This is a genomic window from Parahalioglobus pacificus (assembly GCF_014652275.1).
Lineage (GTDB): Bacteria > Pseudomonadota > Gammaproteobacteria > Pseudomonadales > Halieaceae > Parahalioglobus > Parahalioglobus pacificus.
The window spans coordinates 840,236-856,173 of the sequence record NZ_BMYM01000002.1; the positions used below are offsets into that span (position 1 = coordinate 840,236).

The window sequence follows — 15,938 nt, forward strand, 5'->3', positions numbered from 1 at the left end:
CAGTGCGGCTAGCGGATGTTGATCTCCACCCGTCGATTACGCGGCTCACTCACTTTGTCAGCGGTGGGCACCAGTAGTTCACGTTCGCCCCTTCCGCTGGCTTCCAGGGACGCCGCGTCTACCCCGGTCGCACTGATAACGTCGACCACGGTTTGGGCTCGCGCCCTGGAGAGGCTGTCATTGTCTTCCAGATCACCCACGGTATCCGTGTGGCCGATCACCAGGATTTCGGGTGCTGGCCGGTCTGCCAGAACGGCTTTCAAGCGATCTATTGTCTGCAGTGAGGTGGCGGTCAGCTCGGTGGATGATCCTGCCTCAAAGTAGACGGTGAGCGATACCGGCTCCGGCGGTTGTGCGTCCAGTACATTGCCATAGGCGGCGCGCACAGATGCCGCCGTTTCAGTCGTACTCTCCAGCGTGCCGCTGGCGGTGACTTCCAGTGCACCGTAGGCGCTGCTCAAGGTTTGCTCACCGGTAGCACTGCGTACCACAACCTCGCCAACGCTGCCGTCGGCATCGGGCAGCAGGATCACCTTATCGGCTACGGTATCCGGTATCTCTTCGGGCGTGAACAGTTCTACGATTTGCCAGGCCACAATCGGAATCAGTAGTGCTCCCCACATGGTTTACTGCACCCCTGCTTCAATGATGAACTCGGTACCTCGGACGCCAAGGGTCACGGTGGGTGTATGGAACTGCACACCATCGGGACTGGCCTTGGCGATCTTGCCGGAGATCACCGCAAGCGATCCTCGCTGTACTGTCGCATCCAATGCACCCTTGTGGGTGGTCTTGTCGAAACGAAAGGTATTCAAGTCCAAGGTTGTGTTGGGCCCAGCGGTGAGTCGCGTGTTGTCCTTCAGGGTGATACCCACAGCGCCGGTGGCACCGGTGATAATGCGATCACTGGTCGAGAGCGTGCTGCCAACCTGGGCAGGGAGACGGGTATCGTTGCGCAGGATATGGGCATCTCCCCGGCTGGTCTTGATCGTACCGGCGGCATCGGCGGCGAATGCGCTGCTCCAGGGTTGCAGGGCAATCACGGCGAGCAGGGCGAAGAGCAGTTGTGTAAGGGCCTTCAAGCTAGGTTCTCCCATTGAGTGCTAGCCATCAGTGTAGACGCCTTGCAGACCTAGTGTGAGGCGAAGGGGAACAAATCGGTGGTTGCTTGGTGGATGGAGCGTGCGTGTCGCGTGAACTGAGCCGCAGAGGCTGGTTTGCGCGGGGGCAAGTGACCGGCGCGGCGTGTTGCCGCACCGGTAGGATATCGGGTCAGGCTTTAGGGCCGGCGTCCACGATGGCCTGGGAAACATCGAACTTGGTGATGTTTTCCTGGAACAGCTGTGCCAGCTTGCTGGCCTGCTCGTCATAGGCGCTTTCGTCACCCCAGCTGGCGCGGGGGTCCACGTACTTGGCATCGACACCGGGAATCTCAGTCGGGAAGTCCAGGTTGAGGATATCCAGATGCTGGGTCGGTGCATTGAGCAGGGCACCGCTCTGTGCCGCGGCGACAACAGCGCGAGTCACCGGGATGGGGAAGCGTGCCCCCGTGCCGCCCGGGGCGCCTGAGCCTCCGGTCCAGCCGGTGTTGATCAGGTAGACCTGACTGCCAAAGTCTTCAACGCGTTTCATCAGCAGCTCGGCGTAATCGCCGGCAGGACGCGGCATAAAGGGTGCGCCGAAGCAGGTAGAAAACGTGGGGTGAATGCCGGCCTCGGCACCGAGTTCGGTGGAGCCAACGCGCGCTGTGTAGCCACTGAGGAAGTGGAAGGCTGCCGCTTCTTTGGACAGTATGGATACCGGGGGCAGAACCCCGGAGACGTCACAGGTCAGGAAGATAACGCACTTGGGCTCGCCGCCGGCGTTGGCTTCCGTGCGCTTGGCCACGTGTTCCAGCGGATAACAGCAGCGGCCATTCTCCGTCAGGCTGGTGTCGCAGTAGTCGGCGTGGCGAGTGTCATCCAGCACCACGTTTTCGATAATTGAGCCGAAGCGGATGGCGTCCCAGATCACGGGCTCATTCTTTTGGCTCAGATCGATGGTCTTGGCGTAACAGCCGCCCTCGATGTTGAACACAGAGCCCTTGGCCCAACCGTGCTCGTCGTCACCGATAAGGTAGCGGCTGGGGTCAGCAGACAGGGTTGTTTTACCCGTGCCAGAGAGGCCGAAAAACAGGGTGGTGTCGCCGTCTTCGCCAACATTGGCGCTGCAATGCATGGACATGACGTCTTTCTCAGGCAGCAGGAAGTTCTGCACTGAGAACATGGCCTTTTTCATCTCACCGGCGTAACGCATGCCTGCCAGCAGTACTTTGCGCTGGCCGAAATTGATGATAACCACGCCGTCTGAATTGGTGCCGTCGCGCTCGGGGTCGCAGACGAAGCCAGCAGCGTTCATGATCTTCCACTCGGGCTTGTTGCCGGCATTGTATTGTTTGGGCCGGATGAACATGTTGCGACCGAACAGGCCTTGCCAGGCTGTTTCAGTGGTTACCTTCACCGGCAGGTAGTGGTCTGAGTGCTCACCCACGTGCAGGTGGGAGACGTAGCGCTCACGGCTAGCCAGATGATCCTTGACCCGTGACCACAGGGCATCGAACTTGTCCGCGTCGAAGGGGCGGTTAACGCTGCCCCACTCAATGGCATCTTCGCTGGAGGGCTCGCGAACGATGAAACGATCCGCCGGTGAGCGGCCCGTGCGTTTGCCAGTGGTAACCAACAGGGCGCCGGTGTCCGACAAAATGCCCTCTTCTCGGGTGAGTGCTTGCTCAACAAGCTGGGCAGATCCCAGATCGACGTGTTCCTGGGGGCTGGGGGTGTTCGCGGTCATGATGTACTCGTAGTCCTGTGGTCGGCGAAAGTTCGATTTAGCGGTTGCCGGTTCATTCACATAGGGTGCCAAGGCCCGTCATACCGCCGATCTGGCTGCGGCGGAGGGCGTGCATTATGTCAGAATCGCTGAGCGAAGCGAACTGGCAGGGGTTAAAAATCCACCAGCGTTCTCGCTAGTGCAATGTGGGGTCTTCACCCCGTTCCAGCAGTGCGGCCAGGTCCTCTTTCTGGAACACATACCGCTGGTTACAAAACTCACAATCCATGGTCACGCTGCCCTGTTCGCGCAGGATATCCTCGATCTCATCAACGCTGATGGATGACAGCGCATTGAGGGTACGTTCCCGCGAGCAGGTACAGGAAAATCGTATGCCGCGTGGCTGGAACAGGCGCACTGGGTCCTCGTGAAACAGGCGGTAGAGCATGCGCTCGGCAGCCAGCTCAAGCAGCTCTTCGTCCTGAACGGTGGCGGCCAGTGTGCAGATATGTGCCCACTGTTCCTCTCGCTCACAGGCATCGGTCACCAACTGGGCCGGCAGCTGCTGCAGTAACAGGCCGGCGGCACGCTGGCCGTCGCTGCGCAACCAGAAACGGGTGTGTAGCTGTTCGGATTGCTCAAAATAGGCGTCCAGACTGCTGGCAAGGCTGCCACCCACCAGCGGGACAATTCCCTGGTAGCGCTGGCCCTTCACCGGGTCGATGGTAATCGCCAGCTGCCCCTCACTGAGCAACTGATCGAAATCCGAGGCGGTAGCCTCCTGCGCGCCGCGCGCGATGGCGCGCACGGTCAGCTCACTGTTGCATTCGGCCATGACCAATGGCACCTGGCCCTCGCTGCGCGCCTGCAATACCAACGTTCCCTCAAACTTAAGGGTTGTGCTCAACAGCACCGAGGCCGCCAGAAACTCGCCCAATAACACCTGCACACCGGGCGCGTACTGGTGGCTCTCCAACACATCGCTGAGCACCTGCTCCAGGTGCGCAGTCTCGCCGCGGATATCGGCCTGCTCGAACAGGAAACGGCGGGAAAGGTCGTTGTCTATGGGGGTGATGTCAGTCATGCGCGCATTGTAAAGCATCACCGCGCGAGCGCGGGTGATGTTGGCTATTCGCTCGGGGAATCAATAGACCGGCGTGTGACCACTGGCGAAAGCCGGATAGTTGATGGGTCATTGGCCGTTAAACGAGGGTTAGAGGTTCAGCATTTAATGCCAAGTGGGCTGATTTGCCCGACAGAAGTCGGGCACTTGGCCCGATCAGGCAGCGTATGACGTATAAGTCCCACACCCAAGCACAGTGCAGGAGAATTCCATGCGTTTCAATTATCAGGTGGGGATGAGTGTCGCAGAGCACTATCTGCCCTTAGCCAAGGCCGCTGAGGAAGCTGGCTTCGACGGGATTACCATTCCCGACAGCATCTGTTACCCCAAGGAGTGCAGCTCCAAATACCCCTATAACGCCGATGGCAGTCGCGAGTTTCTGGAGAGCGTACCTTTCCTGGAAAGCTTGATCGCAGTCTCTGCGATGGCCGCTGTGACTGAGCACATCCGATTTGCCACCTTTGTTTATAAGCTGGCGGTTCGCCAGGCCCCAGTGGTGGCAAAGCAGGTGCAGAGCATCCAGCAGCTGTCCGGCAACCGGTTTGATTTCGGTGTGGGGATCAGCCCGTGGGAAGAAGACTTCGCGGTGTGCGACGTGCCCTGGGAGAAGCGCGGAAAGCGATTTGATGAGCAAATCGATATCCTTCGCGGGCTGGAGTCAGGTGAGTTCTTTGGGTACGAGGGCGAGATTCACAATATGCCCGCGAATAAAATGTGCCCGGTGCCCACCGAGAAAACCCCCATCCTGATCGGCGGGCATGCAGAGCCTGCTTTGAAGCGTGCTGCGCGAGTGGGCGACGGCTGGATGTGTGCCGGTGCAGACATGGAGCAGCTTACCGCCTATATCCGCCGCATTAATGAGCTGCGCGATGAATACGGCACCGCCGACCGACCTTTCCGAGTGTTTACCACCGGACAGAATGCTTTCACCAAAGAAGGTATCGAGGAGCTTGAGGCCATCGGCGTCACTGATGTCATTATTGCCTTCCGCAACGTGTATGAGCTGGAGCCCGACCACACGCTGGAGCAAAAGCTGCAGATGATGCAGTGGTACGCAGGCGAGTTCATCAAGCAGGGATAAGGCTGCTGCGCGCCGGCGCTTCTGCCGGCGCTCTATGCTACAGTGCGCGGCCTTGTGAGCAGGGTCGGATGAATCCCCGGCGATGAACAATTCCGCACTGTATGTACTGACGGTCCTGATTTGGGGTTCCACCTGGCTCGCCATCACCTATCAGCTGGGTGACGCTTCCCCACTGGTTTCAATCGCTCATCGTTTCGCCCTGGCAGGCGCCCTGGTGTTCGCCTGGCTAGTCCTGCGACGCCAGCGCGTGCGAATGGCGCTGCGCGACCACGCGTTTGTCCTGTTGCAGGGACTGTGCCTGTTCTGCATCAACTACGTCTTCATTTACACCGCCACCCAGCAGCTCGCCAGCGGTCTGGTGGCGGTGGTGTTCTCCAGCATGGTGATTCTGAACATGCTGGGAGGTGCGGTTTTCCTGGGGGCGCGCATGAATGCCGGGGTAGCCGTGGGTGGCATCATCGGTATGGTGGGCATGGCAGGTGTGTTCTTACCCGAACTGGAAGCGCTGGACCTCAGTGATGCAAACTTTCGCGCCTTGTTGCTGTGTCTGGCCGGTACCTGCTTTGCATCTTGCGGCAATCTCGTGGCCGCCAGGCACCATAAGCGTCAGTTGCCCGTGTTGACGTCGAATGCCTGGGGCATGGTGTACGGCTCGCTGGTGCTCTACGCGGCGGCGTTTGCGATGGGTCATGAAATCCGCCTGGTGCTGACGCCCGAGTACATCGGCTCGCTGCTGTATCTGTCGGTATTTGGCTCCGTGATTGCCTTCTGGGCCTACCTCACGCTGATCGGTCAAATTGGGGCCGACAGGGCTTCCTACTCCAACCTGCTGTTCCCGATCGTTGCGCTCATGCTGTCCACTCTGATCGAGGGCTACCAATGGACGCTGCCCAGCTTCCTGGGTTTATGCCTAGTGCTGTTCGGTAACTGGCTGGTCATGCGCAGTCCCCGTAGCTGACATATACTGCAAAAAACAAGAGGCATTGAGCAGCGCGAATGGCCGGATTCAGAGTGAGCAAACCCTACACAATGCCCGTTGAAGAGCTGCGCGAAGCCGCGCAGGGCCTGGCCGCCACGCTGGAGCAGCAGCACGGTGTGAAGGCGCGCTGGCAGGGAGATAGCGTGCGCATCAAGGGCGCAGGTGTAGACGGCGAACTCAGTTTTGAGGGGGGCGTCGTCGACGTATCCGTGCGCCTGGGATTGCTCGCTTCGGCGTTCAAGGGTGTGTTGGAGAACGAAGTGCGCCGTTATCTGGACGAATACATCACCTAAGTTGTGATCCGCGCTTGCGGGTCTTTAGTCGAGCACCGTGACACCCGCCAGCGGGTCACTGCCGGTCATCAACAGGTTGAACTCATCGGCCAGCGCATGGCTCCTCGTGACACAGGTTTCCCAGTTAGCGACCCGTTCCTCGGGGGACAGGCGAGTGAAGTCGCTGCGATCCGGGATCTTACCCAGCGGTAGCTCCGCCACAAAGGCCGGGTTTGGGCATAGCAGCACCAGTTTGTCGTAAGCTGCCAGCGCACGCTTTCGCCAGGGCAGAAACTTGTCAAACCAGCCGGGGGTAATGTCTGCACGGAAATGCGGGTATAGCAGCAGGCCATCGCGGTAGTATTGGCGCAAATCGAAGTGGTAATCGATGATGCCGCCGTCCCAGTACTGGCCTCGCGGGGCGCCGGGAATATCCTGCTCGCCGGTCAGCACAAAAGGAATGGAGCCTGAGGCGTGCAGCGCAGAGCGTATATTTTCTTCCGCCATGGGCACGTGCAGGGTGTCGAAGTCGTGGAAATCCAGAGCCGGCTGCAGGGTCTCGCCGCTGTAAAAGACCACGCGCTGGAAGTGGCGGTGCAGCTGCTCGCGGCTCATGGCATTGCGTACTGCCGCCATCCCCATTCCTGCAATCAGTGAGGGACCGCCCTGTCTCGATGCCAGCCCCAGGCCGCGTGCCGTCACTACATGGCTGCTGTAGCGAGGGTGCGCAATGATCTCCGCCAGCCCGTCTTTCTCAAGCACGCTATCAAGAATGCCGGTACTGACTTGGCTGATCTCTTTCGCGCTGGGTTTTGCCGAGCTGTACTCCTGATACAGGTAGCCCGCTTCAAGTCGACGGATGGCCGCTGCAGGGTCCGACTGCGGGAGGCAGGCGTGTCGCCAGCTGCCGATGGATGACCCCAACGTCGTCAGTGGTTGTGAGCCGCGTGCCAGGAAATCGCCAAACAGGGTCTGGTCCAGGCCGCTGAGAATGAACCATTTGGGACCGCCGGATGCGCCCATCAGCAGATCGAAGTGATCGGGGTGCCAACCCTGCTCGGCAATGCGCGCTGCGGCCTCGCGCCCCAGATAAACCGATAGTGCCTTAGCCGGCATCACGTACCTCTCGCGGTGTGCGCCCTGTCCACTTCTGAAATGCCCTGCGGAAGTTGGAGGCGTCATTAAAGCCCACCATGTAGGCGATGGTAGACAGTGGTAGGCGCGTGTTTAGGAGGTAGCGGGTGGCATGCTCCGCCCTGACAGTATCCAGCAGTTGTTGATAGGAGCGCGATTCACCCTCCAGGCGGCGTCTGTAGGTACGAGAGCTGTAGTTCAGCATCTGGGCTAGCTGTGGCATCTGGGGATACTGCCCCTCAAGCTTGCGCAGCAAACGCAATGTTTGCTCCGCGACTGAGTCTTCCTCTTCCAGGTCTGCCAACAGGCGTGCGCACTCACTCTCATACAGACCGCGCAGCGCCGGGTTTGAAGACGGTAGCTGCGTATCAAGCAGCGATTTGTCCATGACGATGCGGCCGCGCACGCTGTTGAACTGCACATGTTCTCCCAGCAGGCGGTGGTACTCCTGGGCGTAGTCGGGTGCGGGGTAGGGGAACGACACTGTCAGTGGCAGGTCTGTGCGCCCAAGTAAGCCGTCCAGCGTATTGCGAAAGGCGGCAAACATCATTTCGTAGGCGAACTCGACCGTGTTCTCCTCCGGCGTGGAGACGATAGTGAATACGGCTTGGTCGCCCTCTGCTTCATACTCCAGATACAGCGCCGGTGACAGCAGGTGGTAGTACTTGAGAAACAGTTCCATCACTTCATGCAAGTCGTTGCAGGTCATGATGGCCTGCCCCAGGACGGCATGGGCGCTCATATTCAGGCGCATGCCCAGATGTAGCCCCAATGCCGCATCATGGGTCAGGGCATAGGCATTGCGCACCAACTGGGCGAAATCTGATTGGCTGACCCGAGCACCGATACCGTCGATGCCTGTGACGGCCAGTGTTGTATCGGCCAGTAGCGCATCGCGCCTATGGCCCTGTGCCTCCACCATGTCGATGAGGATCAGCGCGTACTGCGCAGGGGTTGTGGCTTTCTGCATATGTGCATTTGGCCACATATGACTGATGACTGGCAAGCCGATAAAAAAATCGGGCAAAAAAAAGGCCGGCGAGTGCCGGCCTTCTTTGATTGGTGCAGTGGATCAGGCAGCCAGGGCCTTGATCTGGGCATTCAGGCGGCTCTTGTGACGAGCGGCCTTATTCTTGTGAATGATGCCCTTGTCTGCCATGCGGTCGATGACCGGCACAGCTTGCGCATAAGCGGCTTTTGCCTGCTCTGCGTCGCCGCTGGAGATAGCAGCAATAACTTGCTTGATGCGGGTGCGAACCAGTGAGCGCAGGCTGGCGTTGTGTACACGACGCTTTTCGCCCAGGCGGGCACGCTTTTTCGCTTGTGGTGAATTCGCCACGGTATTGTCCTCTAGGGGTCAAAAATCAGGGAGCGCGAATTATTCATACTCCGCTGTGGCTTGTCAACCGTGACAGGCTTGCCGCTGACGCGGCCCTGCGGGCTAGCCTTGCCACCACTGCCACAGGCTGGGTACCCAGGCAGCCAGGAACAGCGCCAGGCTCACAAAGACTGTGGCGGAGCCGATGTCTTTAGCCTGACCTGACAAGGGATGCTGCTCAGGGCCGATGCGATCTACCACGGTTTCGATGGCGGTGTTGACCAACTCGGCGAGGATGACCAGTGCACAGACCACCAACAGGAGCAGCTGGTGTACCAGCGATTCGCCGACAAAGAACGCCAGAGGCACAAAGGCCAGCGCGAGGCTCGCTTCCAGGCGAAAGGCTTCTTCATTGCGCCAGGCGGCGGCAAACCCATCGGCTGAGTGGCGTGTCGCTGCAACCAACCTGGCCAAGCCGCGCTTGCCGGGCTTGCTCATGGCATCGTGTGAATCCTGCACTTTCGCCCCTGTTACTGCCGTCAGTAGAAATAGTGGGGCACAAGAATATGTCCTAGCGGTGTGTGTGAAAAGTGGGGTGCGTGAAAAGTGGGGCTGGGGTAGCGGCGTCAGTGCGGCTTACATCGGCAGCGCCTTAGACCTCGATTAACAGGTGTCGACTGAGGTCACCCAGTAGATCTATGCCGATGTGCCGTCGAGTGAATACCCACTGACCCTCAAGGCGGCTCAATTCGTCTTCGTAGTGCCCGCTGATGATGGCCTGTAGCGGGAAATCCTCGGTAGCCTGCATCACCGTGTAATAGCTACGGCAGCGGGCGCGATCGCCGTCCAGCTCGATGGCAAGGTTGGTGGTGAGGTGACGTGTTTTGGGAGTGCCGTTGGGGTAGAGCCGCGTTGAACTCCGGTACATTGCCAGTATTGCCGCCTCTCCCTCCACATCGCCTTGGAGCGTGCTGATGCGCCCATGCTTAAACAGTGCTGCCACGCCCTCGAAGTCACCGGCATCAATGCGCCGTGCATACTCAAAAATCAGATTGCTGATTTGCGTTTCTTCGCTCATTTCAGGCCGTCCTTGTCAGGTTGTGGTTTGTTCATGAATCACCCGCGCGGGCTGGGGTATACTAATGACCATTAGTTATCAGTTAAGCAGGTCCTTTGTGGCTCAGTCCAGTTCCACTCCCTCCCTGGCCGCGTCGCCAGACACTGCACCTACCGCGCAGCGTATTCTCGATGCGGCAGAAGATCTGTTTGCGCAGAAGGGCTACAGCGCAACCTCTCTGGGTGAAGTGGCTGATCAGGTCGGTATCCGCTCGCCCAGCCTATACAACCACTTCCGCAATAAGGAAGCGCTGTATACCGCGGTTCTTGAGCGCTTGCTGGATGATTTCACCGGACCCATGGAAGAGCTGAACCGCGGACCCATCACGCAGGAGCGCGTGCTTGAGTGGTTGGAGACTATCGTGCGCAAGCACCAGGCCAACCCCAATCTGGCGCGTCTGTTACAGCACGCTGCCCTGTCAGGCGGGCCCCAGACCACAGCCCTGATCGACCGCTACTTTGCCCCCATGTTTGTCTCTGATACCGAGATAGACGGTGCCTCTGGTATGTTGCTGGGCGATTCCGGATTGCAGCCGTGGGCCGTCATGGCCTTTAACAACCTGGTCATGTCCTACGTGACCATGGCACCCATGTATCGCGATTTGTTGGGGGAGGACCCCTTCAGTGATGCAGCGCTGAACAAGCAGTTGGCGTTGATGCAGACGCTCCTGCGGGCAGTGTTCAGTTACCAGGGGCCTGAGCAGTAGCCCCGTTACCTTAGACACCGATACTCCCTACACCGACTTTCGCAGAGTTACCCTATGCCCTTAGATCCTGACAGCGTCCACATTTGGCGAGAGCCGGATGGGGTGCACCATATCCGCTGGGATGTGTCCCACCCAGATACCCGCGTCAGCGTCCAGCCGATGGCGGCAGACGCAGGCGATTTCACGCTTGAGCAGGCAGCTGGACGCGCCCGGCTGGAAGGCCTACCCCGCCAGGGTCGCCATTACTTTCGTGTTCAGGACCAGCATGGCAATACGGTAGAGGCGCCTGAGCGCCGCCTCGGCATGGAGGGCACACCCAACTTTCGTGATTTTGGCGGCTATGCCACCGAGCAGGGCCGGCGCGTGCGCTGGGGTAAGCTGTTTCGGTCAGGGCAGCTTTCCACCCTGACCGAGCGGGATTTGGACCTGATGTCTGAGCTCGACATCGATCTTATCTGCGACTTTCGCCGACTGGATGAGCAGGAGAACGAGCCCAGCCGCTTGCCGGGCAAGCGCACACCCCGCACTGCCAGTCTGCCGATAACGCCCGGCAGCAATGCCGCTTTTTTCGAGGAGGCGGGCGCGGCGGATTTTGAGGGGCGGCAGTCCATGTTCGATTTCATGGTCCTTATTAATGAAGACTTTGCCCTGGCCCAGACGGAGACCTACTCTCGGATGTTTGCCGAGCTGCTGGCCATCGACGATGCCAGCGTGCTGGTGCACTGCGCGGCGGGCAAGGATCGCACAGGCTTTGCGGCTGCAATCATCTTGCTGGCGCTGGGGGTTTCCCGGGATCAAGTGATGGCGGATTACCTGCTGACTCAGGAGTTCTTTTCGCCGGATGCGGAAATTGAGCGGCTGAAGCGAAAGTACGGTATGGAGGCCCTGCCCTGTGAGGCGGTGCGGCCCATGCTTGAAGTGCAGCCGGACTATCTGGCCAAGGCCCTGGACAGTATCGACCAACACTACCCTTCACTGGATGCCTATCTCAAGGATGCGCTGGGGGTGGGGAGCGCGGAACGCGATGAGCTGTACCGCCGTTATCTGGACTAGAGACCGAGCCTGCGTCTCAACGCTGAGTGCCGTGGGGCATGCGGCGAGTAAAAAAAAGCCGCGACAGGGTCGCGGCTCTTGATCAAGCAACTGCGCTAACTAAGCGGCTTTACAGGCCTTCTTGGCGGCTTTGATCTGCTTCTTCTGGCATTCTTCGCTGTCCATGCCACCGACACACCACTTGCGGCGGTTGTCCCAAGCAGTCAGCTCCATTTTCTTGCCATTAGAGCACTTCACCATGTAGGTGGAGTAGGCGGTGCCTTCACCGTTCTCGCCATTGGCTTCGAAAACGATGCTAGTGGGTTTTGCGGCGAAGCTGGCCGCGGAGACTGCCATTAATGCGCTGGCAGCAGCAATCTTGATCAGTTTCATAAGTACATCCTTAACTGGTAAAACATTCACTATGGACCCGATGGGTAATACTCTGGGCAGCCTCCCCTCTGGACGGCCCGGATTATATGCAGAGCTTACGGTGGGTTGTCAGTTACGGATTTGTAACCGTTTGGGTAAAAGCGTAACAAGTGCCGACCTTGGGTGGTCGATTTTCTCTTAAGCCATTGAAAATTGGGATATATTTAGGATTTTTTGTGGCGGGTCAGGGCAACATTACAGATTGGTAATGCTGCCCAAAAGGTGCAGGTGTTACTGCGAAAGCCAGATAAGTACCCAACCTACGAGTGCCACCAGCAGGGCCTGGCCAGCCTTGTCCAGACGGAACAATCCGTAGAGGTAGGCGAAGGGGGGGAGTAGCAGGGCGCACAGACCCCAGGCATAGTCTTCTCGCCAGGCGACGATCAGCATCAGTACCCAGCTCGCCAGCAGTGTGGCGACCCCAAACGTTAACAGTGTGGCGTTAGCCGCTTCCATGGTGTTTCCCCGTGTCTCTGTCGTGATTGCATGGTGTTGGTCAAAAAGCGGGCGCAGGGTAGCAGAAACGTGGCCCGTCGTCAGCGGGCCAGACCGCCCCTGCGGATGACGGCAACGGTTAATTTGGGTAAGGTGTGCGGCGTTTTTGAGTGCCGGAGACAGGCTTGAACGACCCCTACGAGGCGATTCGCCCCTACCGCGACCAGGAAGTTGCACCGGTACTGGCCAGACTGCTGCAGGACAAGGAATTATTGGGCGCCCTGGCGAGTTTTCGCCTGGGTCGTCTGGCAAGCCTTTTCCCCGCACTGTGCCGGCCGTTGGTTCGCCGCACCCTGAGCAAACAGCTGCAGGGCATCGATGACGTCTATGGCATGCAGATGGTCATCAAGCACTATGTTGAGCAGATGATTGCCGATACCACCGGCGGGTTCTCGGTGTCTGGCCTGAATGCCCTGGACCCTTCCAGATCCTATCTCTTCATGAGCAATCACCGCGATATTGCCATGGACCCAGCCTTCACTAACTATGCCTTGAACCAGAATGGCCACGACACGGTGCGCATCGCCATTGGCGATAATCTGCTGACCAAGCCGTGGGTGTCCGACCTCATGCGGCTGAACAAGAGCTTTATCGTCAAGCGTTCTGTCAGCGGCCCGCGAGAGCTGCTGGCGGCATCCAAGCAACTCGCGGCCTATATTCGCCACTCGCTGCAGGAGGAGAATGTCCCAGTGTGGATTGCGCAGCGGGAGGGTCGGGCCAAAGATGGCGTCGACAGAACTGAACCTGCCATCATCAAGATGCTGGGAATGAGTCGAGACAAGCGCAATGAGTCGTTTGGCGAGCATATTGCCGGCCTTGGCATTGTGCCCGTGGCGATTTCCTATGAGCTCGATCCCTGTGATGCGCTGAAGGCCAACGAACTGCATCAGATCAGTGCACAGGGCGTATACGAGAAGGGTGAGCAGGAAGATGTTGCCTCAATTGCCCAGGGCATCGAGGGCCAGAAGGGGCGGGTACATGTGAGCTTTGGCAGCCCGCTGGGAGCAGAGTTTGAAACCCCGGATGCGGTGGCTGCAGAGGTTGATCGGCAGGTGATTCGCGATTACTGCCTGCACCCCACGAATCTCTATGCCTGGGAGCGGCGCACGGGTCGCGACCGCAGTGAGCTGCCGGCGGGCCTTTACACGGAAGAGGGCGATACATCCCGTGCCGCCTTTGAAGCGCGTATCGATGCCCTGCCTAGTAGTCACAGGCCTTATGCGCTAGATATCTATGCCAACGCGGTGAATAGCAAACTCAAACAATTGCAGGCAGCGGAGTAGGCTTGCTCAGCGACGAGATCAAAGACCAGATTCGCACCGCGTACACGGCCATCGTAGAGCGCAAGGGTCTGAGCCCCCGCTGGGGTCAGCGGCAAATGATCGCGGAGATCGCGAACACCCTGGGCCGTATTCCTGAGGACCCCGACGCCATCCCGGAAAGCTCCGCCGTGTGTGTGATCGAGGCAGGCACCGGGACCGGCAAAACCATTGCTTACGCGGTCGCCGCTATTCCGCTAGCGCAGGCGCTGGGCAAAAGGCTGGTGGTGGCCACCGCTACCATTGCCCTGCAAGAACAGTTCGTCGACAAGGACCTGCCCGACATTCGCAGTCACAGCGGGCTGGATTTCGATTTTGTGCTGGCCAAGGGGCGCAGGCGCTATGTCTGTTTGTCCAAGCTGGATCGGCTGATGGCGGACAGCGAGGGCGATACACAGCTGCTGCCGCTATACCCCGATGAGGCCGCACAGGCCAGCTCTGCCGCTGCTGCGCTGCCGGTGTACACCGCCATGATAGATGCCCTTGGGCGCGGGCAGTGGGACGGTGACAGGGACAACTGGCCCGATGCGCTCGACGAGGGCGTATGGCTCGCGGCCACAACCGACCATAGCGGCTGCAGTGGGCGTCGCTGCCCGAACATCAGCCAGTGCAGCTTCTATCGAGCGCGCGATGCGCTGCAGACCGCGGATATCATTGTCACCAATCACGACCTTGTGTTGTCAGACCTGGCACTGGGCGGTGGTGCAATTCTCTCGCCCCCTGAAGACAGCATTTACATCTTCGATGAAGGCCATCATCTGCCCGACAAGGCGCTTTCGCACTTCTCGGGATTTTGCCGCCTGCACACGACAGTTCAGTGGCTGGAGGAGAGCGGCAAGCTCCTGCCACAGGCGGCCAGTCTCAGCGCATCGATTCTGGGTTTGGGCCACCCGCTGTCGCAATTGCCCGAGGCCATGGAGCAGTCTGCAGATGGTCTTCGCGTTGCCGAGCAGCAAGTAGCGGCGCTGTTTGAGGATCACGAATTCGATGAGCGCCGTGATGACCAGGTACTGCGTTTTGAGCACGGTGAGGTGCCGTCCGCACTGCGCGAGATGGCAACCACGCTGGCGGGCAGCTTTCAGCAGGTAGTGGATTACCTGACCAGGGCCGAGCGACTGTTGGAGTCGGCACTGGATGAGGAGTTCGCAGACCTTCCGCGGGACGACGTGGAAACCTGGCATCTGAATATTGGTGCCATGTTGGGGCGAGCCGAATCCGTGCTTGCGCTCTGGCAGGCCTACGCCATAGAAGACATTGCGGGTCAGCCGCCGATGGCGCGCTGGATTACGATGCTGGGGGGAGACACCTTTGGCTTTGACCTTCGATGCAGCCCAATACTTGCCGCCGATATCCTGGATGAGACCCTGTGGACGCGGGCCGCGGGTGTTGTCATCACCTCTGCCACCCTGTCTGCGCTGAATTCGTTCGAGCGCTTTATTCTGCACAGCGGTTCGCCCCGCGATGGCGTCTACAAGCAAGTGGCCAGTCCCTTTGATTATGGCAGCGCTGTGTTCAGCGTGCCGGCCATGGACTGCGACCCCAGTGACGCCACAGCGCACACCCAGGCGCTGATCGATATGTTGCCGCGCCTACTCGATCCTGCACAGGGTTCTCTGGTGCTGTTCTCATCACGCCGGCAGATGCTGGATGTTTACGATGGCGTAGAAGCCCAGCTGGGTAGCTGGCTGCTGATGCAGGGCGATTACAGTAAGCAGGAGGTACTGCGCCGGCACAAGGAGGCCATTGACGCTGGCAGCGGCAGTGCCATCTTTGGACTGGCTTCGTTTGCCGAGGGCGTGGATTTGCCCGGTGACTACTGCCGTCATGTAGTCATCGCCAAGATCCCCTTTGCGGTGCCTGACAGCCCGCTTGAGGCGGCACTGGCCGAGTGGGTGGAAGCGCAGGGCCGCAACGCTTTCATGGAGATCAGCGTGCCGGATGCGGCACTGCGGGTGGTGCAAGCTGCTGGGCGCCTATTGCGTACGGAAACGGATTCCGGCCTCGTGACGCTGTTGGACCGGCGTATCATTACCCGCCGTTATGGCCGCGCGATCCTCGACTCATTGCCGCCGTTCCAGCGCAATCTGGCCTGAAGCGCCTAATACGTTCGCGGCACAGGAGC

18 protein-coding genes are annotated in these 15,938 nt (G+C 59.4%); 7 read left to right on the top strand and 11 right to left on the bottom strand.

The genetic code is table 11. The features are described 5' to 3' along the window. Positions 1 to 8: 8 nt before the first annotated feature. The 4 genes from IE089_RS12575 to hslO form a co-directional block, all read right to left on the bottom strand. Complete coding sequence (locus tag IE089_RS12575; protein ID WP_189478148.1) at positions 9 to 623, bottom strand: OmpA family protein; 615 nt, start codon at positions 621 to 623, stop codon at positions 9 to 11. Between the two features lie 3 nt (positions 624 to 626). Then, the gene (locus IE089_RS12580) at positions 627 to 1,082 is read right to left on the bottom strand and encodes a FecR family protein (RefSeq protein ID WP_229802746.1); all 456 of its coding nucleotides are present in this window, start codon (positions 1,080 to 1,082) and stop codon (positions 627 to 629) included. A gap of 190 nt (positions 1,083 to 1,272) precedes the next feature. Beyond that, positions 1,273 to 2,829: a phosphoenolpyruvate carboxykinase gene (locus tag IE089_RS12585; protein ID WP_189478150.1), complete on the bottom strand. Its 1,557-nt coding sequence runs from the start codon at positions 2,827 to 2,829 to the stop codon at positions 1,273 to 1,275. Between the two features lie 175 nt (positions 2,830 to 3,004). Next, positions 3,005 to 3,892, bottom strand: a complete 888-nt coding sequence (gene hslO, locus IE089_RS12590) for an Hsp33 family molecular chaperone HslO (RefSeq protein ID WP_189478151.1) — start codon at positions 3,890 to 3,892, stop codon at positions 3,005 to 3,007. Between the two features lie 250 nt (positions 3,893 to 4,142). On the opposite strand from hslO, the gene IE089_RS12595 reads away from it, so the two are divergent. From IE089_RS12595 to IE089_RS12605, 3 genes are all read left to right on the top strand, one after another. Then, on the top strand, positions 4,143 to 5,012 hold the full coding sequence (locus IE089_RS12595; RefSeq protein ID WP_189478152.1) for a TIGR03619 family F420-dependent LLM class oxidoreductase: 870 nt from the start codon (positions 4,143 to 4,145) through the stop codon (positions 5,010 to 5,012). Between the two features lie 82 nt (positions 5,013 to 5,094). Next, on the top strand, positions 5,095 to 5,970 hold the full coding sequence (locus IE089_RS12600) for a DMT family transporter (RefSeq protein ID WP_189478153.1): 876 nt from the start codon (positions 5,095 to 5,097) through the stop codon (positions 5,968 to 5,970). 53 nt (positions 5,971 to 6,023) lie between these two features. Further along, positions 6,024 to 6,284 carry a polyhydroxyalkanoic acid system family protein gene (locus IE089_RS12605; protein ID WP_229802747.1) on the top strand — a complete coding sequence of 87 codons (261 nt, stop codon included), beginning with the start codon at positions 6,024 to 6,026 and terminating at the stop codon, positions 6,282 to 6,284. A gap of 24 nt (positions 6,285 to 6,308) precedes the next feature. Here the strand turns inward: IE089_RS12605 and IE089_RS12610 are convergent, their stop codons facing one another. The 5 genes from IE089_RS12610 to IE089_RS12630 all read right to left on the bottom strand — a co-directional run bounded on the left by IE089_RS12610 (position 6,309) and on the right by IE089_RS12630 (position 9,793). Further along, positions 6,309 to 7,379 (bottom strand): patatin-like phospholipase family protein, encoded by a 1,071-nt coding sequence (locus IE089_RS12610; protein ID WP_189478155.1) that lies wholly within the window; start codon positions 7,377 to 7,379, stop codon positions 6,309 to 6,311. After that, on the bottom strand, positions 7,369 to 8,367 hold the full coding sequence (locus IE089_RS12615) for an AraC family transcriptional regulator (RefSeq protein ID WP_189478156.1): 999 nt from the start codon (positions 8,365 to 8,367) through the stop codon (positions 7,369 to 7,371). The genes IE089_RS12610 and IE089_RS12615 overlap by 11 nt, the downstream gene beginning before the upstream one ends. A gap of 102 nt (positions 8,368 to 8,469) precedes the next feature. Then, entirely contained in the window at positions 8,470 to 8,736 is a 267-nt protein-coding gene (gene rpsT, locus IE089_RS12620; RefSeq protein ID WP_189478157.1) for a 30S ribosomal protein S20, read from the bottom strand. A gap of 102 nt (positions 8,737 to 8,838) precedes the next feature. Next, positions 8,839 to 9,234: a diacylglycerol kinase gene (locus IE089_RS12625; RefSeq protein ID WP_229802748.1), complete on the bottom strand. Its 396-nt coding sequence runs from the start codon at positions 9,232 to 9,234 to the stop codon at positions 8,839 to 8,841. Between the two features lie 133 nt (positions 9,235 to 9,367). Further along, positions 9,368 to 9,793 (bottom strand): nuclear transport factor 2 family protein, encoded by a 426-nt coding sequence (locus IE089_RS12630; protein ID WP_189478158.1) that lies wholly within the window; start codon positions 9,791 to 9,793, stop codon positions 9,368 to 9,370. Between the two features lie 64 nt (positions 9,794 to 9,857). Here IE089_RS12630 and IE089_RS12635 point away from each other — a divergent pair, with 64 nt between their 5' ends. Further along, on the top strand, positions 9,858 to 10,538 hold the full coding sequence (locus IE089_RS12635) for a TetR/AcrR family transcriptional regulator (RefSeq protein ID WP_189478159.1): 681 nt from the start codon (positions 9,858 to 9,860) through the stop codon (positions 10,536 to 10,538). Positions 10,539 to 10,592: 54 nt separating this feature from the next. Continuing rightward, on the top strand, positions 10,593 to 11,591 hold the full coding sequence (locus IE089_RS12640) for a tyrosine-protein phosphatase (protein ID WP_189478160.1): 999 nt from the start codon (positions 10,593 to 10,595) through the stop codon (positions 11,589 to 11,591). Between the two features lie 99 nt (positions 11,592 to 11,690). Here the strand turns inward: IE089_RS12640 and IE089_RS12645 are convergent, their stop codons facing one another. Together IE089_RS12645 and IE089_RS12650 are read right to left on the bottom strand one after the other, a co-directional pair. Continuing rightward, positions 11,691 to 11,963 (bottom strand): hypothetical protein, encoded by a 273-nt coding sequence (locus IE089_RS12645; protein WP_189478161.1) that lies wholly within the window; start codon positions 11,961 to 11,963, stop codon positions 11,691 to 11,693. A 270-nt stretch (positions 11,964 to 12,233) separates the two neighbouring features. Further along, the gene (locus tag IE089_RS12650) at positions 12,234 to 12,458 is read right to left on the bottom strand and encodes a hypothetical protein (protein ID WP_189478162.1); all 225 of its coding nucleotides are present in this window, start codon (positions 12,456 to 12,458) and stop codon (positions 12,234 to 12,236) included. 164 nt (positions 12,459 to 12,622) lie between these two features. On the opposite strand from IE089_RS12650, the gene IE089_RS12655 reads away from it, so the two are divergent. Together IE089_RS12655 and dinG are read left to right on the top strand one after the other, a co-directional pair. Beyond that, complete coding sequence (locus tag IE089_RS12655) at positions 12,623 to 13,780, top strand: 1-acyl-sn-glycerol-3-phosphate acyltransferase (RefSeq protein WP_189478163.1); 1,158 nt, start codon at positions 12,623 to 12,625, stop codon at positions 13,778 to 13,780. Positions 13,781 to 13,782: 2 nt separating this feature from the next. Continuing rightward, the gene (dinG, locus tag IE089_RS12660; protein WP_189478164.1) at positions 13,783 to 15,909 is read left to right on the top strand and encodes an ATP-dependent DNA helicase DinG; all 2,127 of its coding nucleotides are present in this window, start codon (positions 13,783 to 13,785) and stop codon (positions 15,907 to 15,909) included. Positions 15,910 to 15,938 lie beyond the last annotated feature (29 nt).